This is a genomic window from Sulfobacillus thermosulfidooxidans (assembly GCF_001280565.1).
GTDB lineage: Bacteria > Bacillota > Sulfobacillia > Sulfobacillales > Sulfobacillaceae > Sulfobacillus > Sulfobacillus thermosulfidooxidans_A.
The window spans coordinates 2,088,893-2,102,938 of record NZ_LGRO01000001.1 but is presented as its reverse complement, the minus strand read 5'-3'; the positions used below and the strand labels follow the sequence as shown (position 1 = coordinate 2,102,938).

Sequence of the window (14,046 nt, the reverse complement as noted above, 5' to 3'; positions counted from 1 at the left end):
CCTGTCTCTTCTGTTGGGCGCAGGTGGGAATTAATGGGTTGGCAAAGAATATTCCGCTTGGGACAAAAACTGTTCAATGAGGCTTAAGGCATCGGATTCCATGTCGCCCACATACAGTTCTTCAGGACGGTGGCCAAAAGCGATGCCCACTAGTTGGGTGTAGTACATGACCGGAAGTTTGGCGCCTTCACCAACGGCATCAATCGCACGCGGTTGCAACGCATCCAATCCTCCGGCACATTTCGGGCACATCAGGGCGAGAACATCGGCGCCGCTGGATTTTGCCTTGGACAAAATCCGCCCAGTTAATTTGCCCGAAGTCCTGCCATCAGACAACAGGTTCTTACCGCCACAGCACGTGGTTTCGGCCGGGTGAGAGACGACTGTGGCGCCAAGGGTCTTCAACAAATCATGCATGAAGTGCGGATGCTCGGTATCTTCCCCTGCAATTTGAACAGAGCTTAACATATTCCCGGGGCGGTGATAGAGACAACCGTAATAAGGTGCAACCCGAAGCCCAGTTAAAGGAACCCGCACATGTTGGGCAATCTTATCCAAGCCCACAACGTTAACGAGATACTCCAACGTGTTGCGTACGGACGGCTTTTCGGTGAGGGGCGGTTCGCCCGCCTCATTCAGCATATTTTGGATTTCATCACGCACTGCACCACCGACTTCAAATGTGTAGGCGGTCCGGGAAAGTTCATGGTAACAGACATTGCATGACACCATAACCTCCGTCTCACCTTGATGAAGAAGGTGGGCTAAGTTTCTAGCTGGGAGAAAATGACTTTTTACCCCTTCTCCTTTGAGCTCGCCGGCGCCACAACACGAATAATCTTCCACTTCGACCAATGTCATCCCTAAATCCTTGGCAATGACGCGCGTACTGACATCATATGCCCGGTCAATGGTCTTTAAGGAACATCCGGGAAAATAGGCGGTTTTCATCGTGCCTGCCTCCTTAATTTGGCATATTTGTGATTAAGCTTGTTGATGCGTTAACAACAATGCACTGCGTGACCAATGTCGCGGCTTGCCGATGAATAATGTGCGCATGACGCGCCCATCGCGAAGCATTTTGATCGCCGTCTTGCGCATTTCGGGTGAAAACAGTTCCTGCCGACGGCCAAGACGGCTTAAAAACTCAGCTTGTAAACGAGGCAGGTTTAACCGGCCGTAGGTAAAGAGTTGATGGCGATAAGTGTCATGATTGGCTAAGTATGCCGGGTCCATTTTATCGGGCACAGTATGGTGCAACCATTGGCCGATGGATTCTATGACTTCGGCAGTGTTGACCCCTTTGGGACAATGATTCGTGCAAATATAGCACCCCACGCAGCGCCAGATGACATCCGCATTTTTTATCAGGTCCTCTTGACGGCCCGTACGGACCCAATAGATGAATTGCCGGGGATTGAATTCGGGAATTTCGTGGGCCACGGTACAGCCTGCGGTACACATTCCGCATTGAATGCAGTTGTCAATACTGGCGCCAATCGCACTATGACGCACTTCGTCCCACGAGTCTAATTCAGGACGGCTGTGCACGCGGGATTTAATCATGGTATTCCAGCGTCCCGAAATGTCGATGCCGTCCATGACCAAATTATCATATTCCATAATTTGGTCATCCTTTAATAAGGAACGTTCGATAATACCGGATCCTTTAGGCATTTCCTCACCTCCACAGGGCTTATTGGCCTCTAAGAGACCGGCGAGTGTTCTTGTTCCATAGGAATTCCCGTAGGGACCGCTTCTTTGGGAATGGGTAAGCCTAAGAGATAGCTCACCACCCCGAGAACGGTCGGGATTGTCGAAAAAATGGATTTCGAAGTGGTAAAGTACATTTTGTACAAGTAGTCCGCATAAACGTAAGCCAACACGATATCGTTCGAGTACATTCCCCACCGGTGCAATGTGAATTGCTCCAGTGCAATATCTAATTGGCCTAGACGGGCAAATAATTCTGCGTAACCGGCGCCAAATGCTCGGAAACGGTCCTTCCCGTTATGGCCCGGCTCGTTGGTAAACTCCAACAGATAGGGCAGGGCGCCGGTTCCTGTCTTCCACGAATACACCCACGTCGTGGCGAGAGGATACTGTTTGGGTGAATAGAAATGGAGAAATTCAATGGCGACATCATGTGCGGCTTCTTTGGGAAGCATTGGCAAGCTAAGACCCAAAGCCCGGACTTGATCATCGACATCCTCGTCCATTTCGATCAGAGCGGTGAGGAAGACAATTAACTGTTGCAGCGGCAATTGCTTTTCGATCGTCGGTAACCAGCGCCTGATCGACCGAAGCCGCATAAGGGCTTCACGCCAATCTTGAAGGGACGCCAACGCCATCATCCGTGGATTGGCCACATGTTGCAGCTGTCGGGTGGTCAAAGTCAATCCTTGAATAACCGAATCCAGAGGAATCGCATCCAGATTGGATTGGATGGATGCCCAGACTTCTGTCATGGACGGGTTTAATAGGCGTCTCAAAAAGTCTTCGTTTTCGGTACTCTCAGGGGAATTCATAATGTCACCTTCGCTTTTAAGTACTCGTAGACCGCTAAGCTTGCGACATCTCCTTCTGCAATACTGTCTTCAATCGCTTTGGGACCGCTGGCTGCGCCAGCGACGAACACACCGGGCCGGTTGGTTAAACTCGCATTTTGCATGGGCGATGCTTGTTGGATAAAGCCGTGGGATTCTAAAGAGACCTGGAATTTCTGGGCTAAATCATGGGTCCCCCGGCTTGGTTCCATACCTGCTGCTAATACCACTAAGTCAAAAGGCCATTCGAAGGGTCCGCGGACCAAGGTGTCTTCGCCTTTTAGAACCGGACGTCCATGCAATTGGGTCACTTCGGCAATACGTCCTTTGACATAGACCACGCCTGCTTCTTCTTGGGAACGCCAGTACAAGGTGTCTTCCCACAGTCCGTAGGTGCGTACATCCATATAGAACATGCTAATGCGGGCTTTTGGCAATTGTTGCCGTAGTTCGATAGCTTGTTTGGCCGAAACGGCACAACACACGCGGGAACAATAGGTGTTGCCGACTTGGCGATCCCGAGAACCGACGCAATAAATGAATGCCACGGATTCCGGAACTTCGCCATTGGAAGGACGGCGAATGGGCCCTTTGGCAAACATTTCCTCTAATTCAGCCCCCGTAATCACATCAGGAAAGAGGCCGTAGCCATATTTTCCATCCCGGGCCGGATTAAAGTGATCAAATCCGGTGGCTAACACGACCGCTTGCGCTTTAATGTTTTCTTGATGAGCCCCTTCAAGCTGAATATGAAAGGTGCCATCAGATTCGAGGACCGATCCGACCTTTGTATCCGTGTAGACCTTCACATGAGGATCCTCATTGACGGTTTGAATCAGACGTTTTAAGAGTTCGGGACCACTGCTGAAATCGGGCATCAGGACCTGATATTGATGACGGGCTACGGCCCCGCCCAAAAAGTTTTGTTGTTCGACTAATGTGACCTCAAATCCCAAGTGACTTAAGGTGGCGGCGGCTTGTAATCCGGCCGGCCCTCCTCCAATGACCGCAACGGACGTAGACATATTACCCCTCCTTTAGTGGAGATTTAATGACTCAAGCGGGGGAACATACAATTGTTCGGGTTCACGTCCCGCCTTGAGTTCTTCCAAATACGCTTCATATTGGGCCTTGGAGGTCCGCCAATCGATGCCCATCTTATCGAGCAGTTTCTCCCAGCCCGAAGTGTGCCATTGAATTTGAACGACTTTATAGGGATCGGCTCCCGCGGCTAATGCCGCAAATTGCACATCGGCCATAACCGGAAGCTCGTAATTATAGCCATGGGCTTTGCCGATCCATTGGTTCTTGTCAAGCGTGGTGGTGCATCCCGTGTCTTGTGTGATAGCAACGTCCGAGTGGGCTTCTTCCACCATGACTTTAATCTTGCGTTCCAAGGAGAATGATCGGGAAAATTCACGCTCGGTCAAGATGTGGCGGAAGCCGAAACCGCAGCAATCATACCAAGTGGAATAATCGGCCACTTGAGCTCCTAAGGCTAAGAGGATGGCTGTTGTGGGGGCAGGACGCTCTCCTCCATAAATGTTGGGATCGTAAATGACATCTTCCGGAACTAATTTCCACACATGGCACGCAGGATGCACAGTGGTCACAATGTGGGAAACATCATGCACTTTGAGGGCCGCAATTTTATCACGTAACACGTGAAGCCACTCGCTATAGTGGACAATTTCTTCGGGAATTACCAGCTCACGGCCCACTTTGTTCATAATCCGGCGTACTTCATCCCGCAAATCCTTGTGCTCAATTAGCAAGTTCCGCATTTCTTTGTAATTGCCAAATGAGGTACCGCAATGAATTAACGGGTAATATCCGGTTTCATAAGCACGGTGCCAATTGCGAACGGCGACAGAAGCTAATGCGACAAGATTTGAGGTGCCAGAACCATGGTAGTTCCATGCTGTGCAGCTGGTTTGATGGGTTTCATCAAGATATTCGAGACCGAGCTTATTCATAAACCACATGATGCTGGTCGGATAGCCCGGAATGTTGCCACATTGACCACAGGATTTGTGGTGCCAAAGCTTATTCGTGGGAATGCGTTTGGTGCGTCCTAATAAGGTTTCGACTTCAATGGGCCGGTTCTCCTCGGTAATATGGATAACCTTGACTTCCCCTTTGGCTTCAAGTTCGGCAAGTTCTTCGCGGGGGTCTTTGGGTTGGGCTTTCATTAAGGCCCTTTTGTCTACCGTCTTGGTGACAAATTCCCACCCACTGGTTCTTACCTTATCGCTAATCGGACTGGTTGCCATGGATTTCCCTCCTTTAACTGTGTTAAACTGGCTCAACTTATGCGAATCTACGAAGTCACTATCTAACCGTTGAACAATCAAGACTCGATGGAAATGAGTGACAAGTCCCAGTAATGGTTAAGAGAAACTTAGCGAGTGGATTCCACCATATCGCGCAGGTCTTCAACCATATCCGAGACCACTTCATAAAGGTTGGGGTCGATTTGTTCGATTAAGCGAAATACCCCAGTTTCTTCATAAATGGTGTAGAGTTCATACGATGTTTCTGGAGACACACGCCATGCCGATGTTGTGACTTGCAGCGTGTACACCGGGATAGCTTTACGCTTGATGGCGAGATCGGTCGAACTCCAAGGGATCTTTGGCCCCCAGTCCGGGAAGAAATCTGGTTGAATCATATCCGGCGTAAGCTGATTGCCAATGGATAAGACTTTTAACAACACCCGACCATAGGGTTTTAGTAAACGGTGGACCGCTTCCATCCCTCGCCATACGGCAACTTCTCGCATAATCATGACCAACCCGCCCGGAGAATTGTGAAAAGGACAACGCATTGCACAGGTATAACACTGCGCGCAAGCCCAGATATACTCATCCATCATGTCTTTGACGGCCTGTGCGTCGCCAGATAATACTGTTTGCACAACAATACGGGGAGAATAGTCAAAGAACCGGTGAGAGGGACAAGAACCACTGCAGACACCGCAGTTGAGACAGCCATGAATGACTTCCTCGTAGCGCAAGTCACTCTTTATGGCTTGTAATAGACTTTCGGCATCTTGGTCCCCGACATCATCCGGATCGAGGCGTAAGTGGGGCATGACGGCTTCTTCGCTCATACGGGTCACCTCCTTATTTCCAACCAGTTCGTGCGGATGTATCCGCAGTGAACCGTTATCAGGTACCTAGGATAAGTAAACGGCACGATCGGCCTCGAGTAGGAGCGAATGGAAATCAGCGGCCCCAATCCACGTGAGCGGCCACTCGATGGAAGACGGCTCAATCTGAACCAGGGGTAAACTGAGTCGGCAACCGTAGAATGTGACACCTTGGTCTTTGGCATTACGGATGAAATCCGTCAGAGTTTTCCCACTGCCATCTAGAGCCAGCACATGGTCGGCAAAGCCTTGGGTAAATATCGAAAGCCCAGTTTGCGTAAAAATAATGGCGGCATCATCATCCATAGCCTTTGCCACAGTAGCCATGAAAAAGACGGTGAAACAGCGTTCTGGGGCTTCAATTCCGCGAGTTTGAACATAGACAAAACGTGCCATGATCAGCCTCTTTTCTAGTCGGTTCCACTTGCTCCCATTACATGGTTCTTTCGAACCAAGATCCGATCGCCGTCATCGTATCACGGCATTGAACGAGGTTAAATGACTATTGGGTACGAATTAAATTTGAATTAACAAAGTTAAGAAAAAAGGCAAAGAGACAATGCGTCATATGGGCCAAATCAAAAAGTAGGGAAAACGCCACAATCTGACGTTTTCAATTGGTGAGGGCATTCACAAAGCGTCATAGCCAGGGCCATATGGTCCTCTAGGCGGGGTGCTTTCGGACCTGTTTAAGTGTAGCCATCTGGCAAAGAATGACCTTAGCGCACCACAATGAAGGTGGTGACAACCATCATGTAACCGGTGCGTGGGAGGGACGAAAATGGCTACCGTATCAGAGTGCAATATTCCAGAAGATCGTTATTACTGGATTGATAAACATGTATGGGCCAAACGTCTTGCTGGCGACGAGATTGAAGTCGGCATTACCGATCCGGCTCAGGCGTTGGCCGGTAAGATTCTTGTCTGTCGCATTAAGAAAGTGGGACGAGAACTGAAGCGGGGCGCGAGTGCCGCGACGTTGGAGAGCGGAAAGTGGGTTGGCGGTGTTTCGACGCCGGTCGCAGGCGTCATTTCTCAAATTAACGAAGACGCCGAAAACGATCCGGAAAGTCTCAATCGCGATCCGTATGGCACGTGGCTATTTCGATTACACGCGCCGTCCGCTGATGAAGATTTGGCTCTTTTAGTGACTGGAGAGGAAGCGGTGTCGTTATACCAACAAAAAATTCTGCAAGATGGGATTACGTGCCATCATAGCTGAGAAGAATCTGTAATCATCTACCGGTAAGAATTAGGGATGTATACACAAGGAGGAACAATATGGAAGAGCATGTTCTTGATGTGCGGGGATTGTCATGTCCTATGCCCATCGTCAAAACCAAAAAGACGATGGACCAGCTTCAAGCCGGCAATCAACTGGTCGTGTTAGCGACCGATCCCGGCGCTGTGGCAGATTTTGAAGCCTGGACCAAGCGGACGGGTCATAAGTTGTTACAAGCCGAAAAGGTTGGAAACGAGTTTCACTTTCGGATTGAAAAGGTGGGGCTCAAAGCCCAGGAGGGATAAATCATCATGAGTAAAATCTTGTACATTCAAACATCAGGACCCGATACTCCCGAACGTACGGCGTCCCCATTTTTTTTGGCGACTGCGGCATGCTTATTGGATCATGAAGTGACGATGCTGTTTACCATGCGGGGGACGCAACTGATGAAGAAAGGGGTCGCGGAAAATCTTTATGTGAAAGAAGGCGGTGAGACCCTGCAATATTTTATCGACCAGGCGTTAGATGCTGGCGTAAAATTTTTAGTGTGCACACCGTCTTTAGATCTGAATGATATGACTAAAGACGATCTCATTGACAGTGTCTCCGGAATTGTGGGAGGGACCTTTGTCAATGAAGAAGCGTTAGCGTCGGATTTGGTTTTGTCGTTCTAATCATCGTCTTCCCAAAATGCGTGAGCACGGGAAGCCTACCGACCCTATCCCGTGCCCTAAAATCCACCGGATGCCTGTGGATGGGTGTAATGTGAATGGAGGGAATGCTTAATGCGAGTCATTCATTTAGGACGTGTCTCCATTCCCCGGTCATTATCGGTATTTCATGCCGTGGCAAAGGTTGCTAATGCCATGGACGAAATGGTCTTGGTGTCGTCGACACCAAATGGGCCGTTTGTGTCAGTTGGATACCATCAATTGGCCAACCGGGAATTAAATGTGCCCTATTGTGAGTCTCATCATATTCCGATTGCGCGCCGGTTGGTAGGCGGGGGCGCGGTCTTACTGGATTCTCATCAAACGTTTTGGCACTTGATTCTGCCTGGCGCCCATGCAGCCATTAAAGATCTCTATGCTGCGCTGCTACCAGCACCTGTTTCGGCTTATCAACGATTTGGTATTGCAGCAGAGAAACGGCCTTTGAACGACATTGTTGTCGGACAGAAGAAGATTGGGGGAACGGGAGCCGCAAGTATTGGTCAAAGCATGGTTTTCGTCGGCAGTTGGATGTTTGATTTTGATCGCGAGTTGATGGCAAACGTCTTAAATGTCCCGTCAGAGAAGTTCCGGGATAAGACGATCCAATCACTCAAAGACTATATGACGACGATGAAAGATGAACTTGGAACCAATCTTCCGACACCGGAAGAGGCGATGGCGGTACTCACCGAAGAATTTGTGAACTTGCTCGATAGCCCGGCTCATGAAGATGTTTTGACCGCTGAAGAAGAAGCGGAAGCTGAACGTTTAGCAGTACAGCTTTTCGATCCGAAATTTGTTTTCCAAAATGAGGGATGGATTACTCCCGGGCGGAAAATCAAAGACGGTGTATACCTCTACGAAGGCTTACATAAAACGCCCACGGGACTGATTCGCATGATATGGCTCGAAGCGGACGGGTGGATTGAAAACATTTGGCTCGGTGGCGATTTATTAATTGAGCCCCCAGATGCTTTAACCCGGTTAACACAGGACCTGACTCAAACCCCATTACGGGTTCGAGAGTTCCCTGAACGCCTTCAGGGGAGTTTTGCTCGTCACCCGATTACAGGATTAACACCCGATGATCTTCTTGCAGCTTATCAACAAAAGGTGTCGATCACGCCGGATATGTCCACGCCAGTCAAATGATGGAGGGCGATATGATGCCATCATCCCTTCGCGAGCGTATTTTAGAATATCTTGATCAACACAAAGAGGTTACGACGGAACAACTCCAAAGGATTTTTGGTGTCTCCCGCCGCCATATTCAGCGTCATCTTCACCAGCTGGTCAAAGAAAACCGGGTATCTATGACCTTACTTCCGGGATCTCATCATACCGGGGTATACCAAAGTGTTTTACCCCGGGATGAAGAGTTTCATGCGATTCCTCAGTTGCTTAGAGCCATTGAGAAAGTTGGAGGAAAGGATCTTCTCGGAAAGGTTTTAGAACAATTCACCGATCAATATTACGGTCAGTCGATTGATCAATCGCTAGAACAGTTAAGCCAAGAGGATTCGGTGCTCATGGATTGGAAAAAGAGCCCGAATGGGTGGTGGATCACGATGCGCCAATGTCCGTTACCGAATACTCCAGACGCAGAACTGGTTTGTCAGGCCGAGGCCCGCACCTTTTCCAAACATTTCAAGGCTCCGGCCATTCATTTTAGCCGGGCCGAAACCGGGGTCTGTCAATTTTTCATTCCACAAAAAACGGTGACAGACCAAAATGAGTCCATGGCAGGGAGGGCTAAGACCACAGGGCGTTTTTCACCCCCCATACCATCTAGGGAAGGTGGCACAGATACTTATGAATAATCCGGATGGGACCAAGGAATCGATTTTGATTATTAGTGATTTTCCTGAAAGGGTATCGACTTCACTGGTATCCTCATTAGGATTTGAAGACAAAACCCATGACGATGAACAGATTGCCGTACTCAACTTGGGGGGACAGGAGCGCCTCGCCGTTCCCGACGTGTTTTATGATGGATATATTCAGGTACTTACAGACGCCAGAAAACACGTGGGGCAATGGATAGACACGGTTGATTCGTCCTTGCTCATTGGTCTTGGACTTGGAGGGCTGGTGGCTTTATGGGCCTGTGCCGATAACCGGCAGGCTCCGGTGCGGGGAATTGTGGCTATCGGCAGTACACCCCATTTAGAATTTCTTAAGGACCGCCATCCCTATTATGATTGGCCTGCTGATCCGGTGAAAAAGACGTTGCTAGATTGGGACGTCAGTTACAAGGTGCCCCGCATTGGTTCCCGCCATGTTTTGCTCTTGCATGGCGATCATGATCAGGTTATCGGCGCAAACTGGATTGAGGAATTTTTTCTTCTGGCCACAGGGGTAAGCCGGTTTCCTGACCATTGGGAATATCACCGCATTCGGGGTCTAGGACACGACTGGGATCATGAGGGGCAAGCTGTTCAAGAGGCCAGGCAATATCTTCACGCCTTCCGCAAAAAGGTTGCCACCTTGGTAGGATAATGAGGAGATGTTCGCATTCTTGGTCGGTACGGGCGGGATTCCTTTCAGACTTCTGAGCATTCTTTGTTACAATAGAAAAGAATGTCTAAGAAGGGGTCGATGAGTGATGAAATTCCGCTGGTCTCATCGCAATCATCTGTCGGCAATCCAGCAGCGTCAGGCGATCCTGGCGCAGTTGCCGCAGATGACCGCGGAGGACCAAAGACGCATCTTTTCCTGGTCTGTGGGGGCTGAAACTTTAGGATCATTTCAAGAGTGTTTGACCGGAGAAATGGTCTTGCCAGTCGGTGTGGTTGGGCCCATGACGATTGAAATGGGATTATATGAGCGCCGTGATGATGGTCAGTTGCAGGAAGTGCAACGACAAATCGATCACGTTTTTGTTCCCTTGGCTCATACAGAAGGGGGACTGTCCGAATCGATGTTGCGGGGTTCCCATGTCAGCAGCTTGGCTGGCGGCATTAAGACTTGGGTATTGCGCGATGAGATGACCAGGGACTGTGCTTTTGTGTTTGACACGACACAAGATGCGATCCATTTACATGAATGGGTGATGGCACATCAGGACGATTTGAAGGCGTGGATTAACAATCCCCTTCATGCCGATAAGGTGGTTCAGCCGGGCGAACGTTCTGCAAAGGTTTCTTCTCATGCTACCCTCCTCAATATCCGCACACATGTGGTGGGCCCTGTCTGCCATGTCCTTTACGGATTTGATACGCAAGAAGCTTGCGGTCCGAATATGATTACACGAAACGCGTACGCCTTGAATGAATATATTGTCGAGCAAATTGAGGTACAAGGTCTGGCGCCGCATAGCATCTTTTTAGAGGCCAATATGGGCGGAGATAAAAAACCTAGTTATGAATATTTTCACGGTGGGCATGGGAAGACGGTCGTGGCGGAAAGCATCATTCCCGATGATATTATTCGCCGTTATTTAAATACCACTGCGGAAAATCTTCAGGCTTTAGAGTGGACAGGACTCCATGGCGCCCATGATAGTGGTATGCCTTCCTTTGGCTTTACCCCGGCATCGGCCGTGGCGGCGATTTTTGCTGCGACAGGTCAAGACTTGGGTATGGTCGGAACCAGCAGCATGGCTCATGCTACGCTATCTCGGGTCACAGAAGGGATTGCCTTTAGTATCACGTTGAGTGGGCTCGAAGTGGGCACGGTAGGTGGGGGAACAAAATTACCCCATGCTAGGTCATATTTGCGTATGATGGGGTGTGAAGGTCCTCATTCGGCGAGGCGATTAGCGCAAATAATTGCGGCCGCCACCTTATCATTAGAAATTTCGGCTGCTGCCTCAATGGCAAGTCGCGGCAGTGAAAATTTCTTTCGCACGCACTGGAAACATGGAGGCCTTCGTTAGAAGGCCTCCATGCCTTTTAGACACATTGAGCGCGTCGGAACAAGGGTGTCTGACATAACAGGGCTAAATAACACGTGGTGCATTTGGAAGGTTTCAAGGCCTTAAAAGACAATGGAGAATGCGAGCTTGGTGATGCGATGCCCTTGCCAAAGCCCGGCACGATCTTACGCCGCCCTTCTCTAGAGTCTGGACCTTTGGAGTCATCAAGACCGATGCGGCGTGCCTTGGTTTCAATGTCTTCCCGTAAGCGGTCCAAAAATTTCCGACCGTCCATTCCTACCCTTTCAGCATCGTCTCGGAGCCTGTAATACATGGCGTCCATAATCATTAAGAGTTCGTCTTTCATCTCGAGCAAAACCTTGTACCGTTCGAATGGAACGGTGGGTAAAGCCCCTTTCAAATAATGCTCAGCAAAAGCTTGATGTCGTGATTCATCCTTTAATATCCGTCCGGATAATTTGCCAAATAGCGCCTCAGGTTGCGTTTTGGCATATAACGAATAAAAGTTTTTGGCAAAAATATCACTGATCAAAATGCCCCAGACCCAATCCAAACGGTCTCCTTTACGTAGACGGTTATGGTAACGCAGCATCTCCGGCATCTGCCGGATCGTTAACGGATCGGCCTGAAGACGTTGGTATAGCCGGGTGAGCACCTCAAAGTGGCGTGCTTCATCCATCAGAAAACTGCTGAGGTATAATTGGGCAGTGGTTTCCCCAGCTCCGGCCATTTGGGGAAGCGCAACACTGGCTCCGATCATGGCGGACTGTTCCCCTAAATACACGGGAGTCAACATACGTGCTAAGGCATGGGCTTGTTCTTCGTTAAATTGAATCGGATCTGCCCAATTGACATCCTCGACCGTCCACTGTGACTTCACGCCTTTATGAAATAACCGTACGAGCAGGTCTTCTTCAAATTGTGGGTAGACTTTTATCACCTGCAACCGTCCTTTCACCCGTCTAGCGATTTTTTTTGAAGAGATTTCCGAATAGCCAATACCCTATAGGGTCAATGACACTAATGACTGGATTTGATCAGCCATCCACTTCCTGCATCATCACGATGCTTTATGCGTCATGTTACCGGGACATTATCATATCACGTCTTACGCTTATCGTTTGCCTTGTGAGATAGTTCTTGGGTGGGACTACCAAATTTCTCACAGGCCGCTCCCTCCAAGAGGCAAAATATGCCTACGTACTTGTAAACATACTAAAAGTTACGGGTCTTTGCAAATGATATGTAAGCAGTAAGCCAGATACCGGATGATTGAGGGAGTGATGGGTGCACTTTGTTCTCTCAATATGCGGGGGCGACCACGCTTTTTTGCTAGCGGAAGAGTTATCGGTTCATTGCCAATTGCTCCACTTTCATTTCCTGAGCATAAAAATGGCGAGAAGAAAATCTTGACTTGAAGAGATTGTGAAAGCTCGAAAGTGTTTGGGAAAGCTTCCTATGCTTTATCCATGCAGGCAGCTTTTGCTAAGATGCTTATCACCTAGTATGATGGCACGATTTTTGAGAATGGCCGGAAACGGGTCATCTTTTTCTCTCGGTAATTAATCGCTCACAAGGTTGGATATTTTGCGGGAACTTCTTGCAGCATTAGACATTATCATCTTGATACCATAAGGCCTTCGCATGATGATAAAGCCCACTTAAAGTTTCGATAATATGTTAATGTTTTATAAGCATCTTGTAATTTTCAATCGTTAAGAATACAATGACATATGTAAGACTTATTCTTAAACAGTAAAGATTTTAATAAAGGAGATGTTGCTATGGAAACGATGGACACGACCAGTTATCCCACATTGCCCCGTTTAAATGAACCGGCTCCGGATTTTGAAGCCGATACTACCTTTGGACGTGTGCGCCTATCCGATTACCGGGGAAAATGGGTCGTGATGTATTCGCATCCGGCAGATTTTACTCCGGTCTGTACGACCGAATTTATGGGATTTGCGGCACGTAAACCTGAATTTGACGCGCTGAATGTGCAACTATTAGGTCTAAGCATTGACTCAATTTTTTCCCATATTGCTTGGGTTAACGCGATTTCCGAGAAATTTGGACAAGTGACGCCATTTCCGATTATTGCTGATTTAGATATGCATGTCTCGCGGCTATATGGAATGATTCATCCCAAAGCAGCGACAACGCAAGCTGTGCGGGCTCTCTTTATTATTGACCCCGAAGGCATCTTGCGCCTCATGATTTATTATCCGATGACTACAGGACGGAATATTGACGAAATCATCCGGGTAGTCAAAGCGCTACAAACTGCGGATCAATATCATGTAAATACGGGAGCTAATTGGCAACCGAACGATCCGGTCATCGTCTCACCGCCCCGCACCATGGATGAATTAGCCGCACGCAAAAAAGACTCAACACTGAATATTAAGGATTGGTATTTCAGTACCAAAACCTTGCAGTAAAGAAATTTTTGCCATAGGAGACGAGATGAGGACACCGGTTATGGCGTCCTCATTTTCTTATCTGCTGGCACAAAGTAAGCGTCAAACCAT

At 48.8% G+C, this 14,046-nt stretch carries 16 protein-coding genes; 8 read left to right on the top strand and 8 right to left on the bottom strand.

All coding sequences use genetic code 11. From position 1 onward, the window contains the following. Positions 1-30 precede the first annotated feature (30 nt). The 7 genes from AOA63_RS10360 to AOA63_RS10330 form a co-directional block, all read right to left on the bottom strand. Complete coding sequence (locus tag AOA63_RS10360; RefSeq protein WP_053959628.1) at positions 31-951, bottom strand: CoB--CoM heterodisulfide reductase iron-sulfur subunit B family protein; 921 nt, start codon at positions 949-951, stop codon at positions 31-33. Between the two features lie 33 nt (positions 952-984). Next, positions 985-1,677, bottom strand: coding sequence for a 4Fe-4S dicluster domain-containing protein (locus AOA63_RS10355; protein WP_053959627.1), 693 nt, complete (start codon positions 1,675-1,677; stop codon positions 985-987). Positions 1,678-1,706: 29 nt separating this feature from the next. Continuing rightward, positions 1,707-2,468 (bottom strand): hypothetical protein, encoded by a 762-nt coding sequence (locus tag AOA63_RS10350; RefSeq protein ID WP_139061564.1) that lies wholly within the window; start codon positions 2,466-2,468, stop codon positions 1,707-1,709. Between the two features lie 56 nt (positions 2,469-2,524). Next, positions 2,525-3,571 (bottom strand): FAD-dependent oxidoreductase, encoded by a 1,047-nt coding sequence (locus tag AOA63_RS10345; protein ID WP_053959625.1) that lies wholly within the window; start codon positions 3,569-3,571, stop codon positions 2,525-2,527. Positions 3,572-3,583: 12 nt separating this feature from the next. After that, entirely contained in the window at positions 3,584-4,819 is a 1,236-nt protein-coding gene (locus AOA63_RS10340; RefSeq protein ID WP_053959624.1) for a heterodisulfide reductase-related iron-sulfur binding cluster, read from the bottom strand. 128 nt (positions 4,820-4,947) lie between these two features. Then, positions 4,948-5,658 (bottom strand): 4Fe-4S dicluster domain-containing protein, encoded by a 711-nt coding sequence (locus AOA63_RS10335; RefSeq protein ID WP_082343892.1) that lies wholly within the window; start codon positions 5,656-5,658, stop codon positions 4,948-4,950. A gap of 66 nt (positions 5,659-5,724) precedes the next feature. Next, a complete protein-coding gene (locus tag AOA63_RS10330) occupies positions 5,725-6,093 on the bottom strand; it encodes a DsrE family protein (RefSeq protein WP_053959623.1) in 369 nt (122 codons plus the stop codon). 385 nt (positions 6,094-6,478) lie between these two features. Between AOA63_RS10330 and AOA63_RS10325 the strand changes: the two genes are divergently transcribed. From AOA63_RS10325 to AOA63_RS10295, 7 genes are all read left to right on the top strand, one after another. Then, on the top strand, positions 6,479-6,919 hold the full coding sequence (locus AOA63_RS10325; RefSeq protein ID WP_053959622.1) for a glycine cleavage system protein H: 441 nt from the start codon (positions 6,479-6,481) through the stop codon (positions 6,917-6,919). A 59-nt stretch (positions 6,920-6,978) separates the two neighbouring features. Next, positions 6,979-7,224, top strand: coding sequence for a sulfurtransferase TusA family protein (locus AOA63_RS10320; protein ID WP_053959621.1), 246 nt, complete (start codon positions 6,979-6,981; stop codon positions 7,222-7,224). A 6-nt stretch (positions 7,225-7,230) separates the two neighbouring features. Continuing rightward, the gene (locus AOA63_RS10315; RefSeq protein ID WP_053959620.1) at positions 7,231-7,596 is read left to right on the top strand and encodes a DsrE/DsrF/DrsH-like family protein; all 366 of its coding nucleotides are present in this window, start codon (positions 7,231-7,233) and stop codon (positions 7,594-7,596) included. Between the two features lie 111 nt (positions 7,597-7,707). Next, positions 7,708-8,787: a lipoate--protein ligase family protein gene (locus AOA63_RS10310; RefSeq protein ID WP_053959619.1), complete on the top strand. Its 1,080-nt coding sequence runs from the start codon at positions 7,708-7,710 to the stop codon at positions 8,785-8,787. 11 nt (positions 8,788-8,798) lie between these two features. Next, on the top strand, positions 8,799-9,455 hold the full coding sequence (locus tag AOA63_RS10305) for an HTH domain-containing protein (protein ID WP_171822689.1): 657 nt from the start codon (positions 8,799-8,801) through the stop codon (positions 9,453-9,455). Continuing rightward, positions 9,433-10,134 (top strand): hypothetical protein, encoded by a 702-nt coding sequence (locus tag AOA63_RS10300; RefSeq protein ID WP_171822688.1) that lies wholly within the window; start codon positions 9,433-9,435, stop codon positions 10,132-10,134. Before AOA63_RS10305 ends, AOA63_RS10300 begins: the two co-directional genes overlap by 23 nt. A 106-nt stretch (positions 10,135-10,240) precedes the next feature. Then, on the top strand, positions 10,241-11,512 hold the full coding sequence (locus tag AOA63_RS10295) for a 3-hydroxy-3-methylglutaryl-CoA reductase (RefSeq protein WP_053959616.1): 1,272 nt from the start codon (positions 10,241-10,243) through the stop codon (positions 11,510-11,512). Between the two features lie 16 nt (positions 11,513-11,528). Here the strand turns inward: AOA63_RS10295 and AOA63_RS10290 are convergent, their stop codons facing one another. After that, positions 11,529-12,452 (bottom strand): hypothetical protein, encoded by a 924-nt coding sequence (locus tag AOA63_RS10290; RefSeq protein ID WP_053959615.1) that lies wholly within the window; start codon positions 12,450-12,452, stop codon positions 11,529-11,531. Between the two features lie 844 nt (positions 12,453-13,296). On the opposite strand from AOA63_RS10290, the gene AOA63_RS10285 reads away from it, so the two are divergent. Continuing rightward, the gene (locus AOA63_RS10285) at positions 13,297-13,956 is read left to right on the top strand and encodes a peroxiredoxin (RefSeq protein ID WP_197648387.1); all 660 of its coding nucleotides are present in this window, start codon (positions 13,297-13,299) and stop codon (positions 13,954-13,956) included. Positions 13,957-14,046 lie beyond the last annotated feature (90 nt).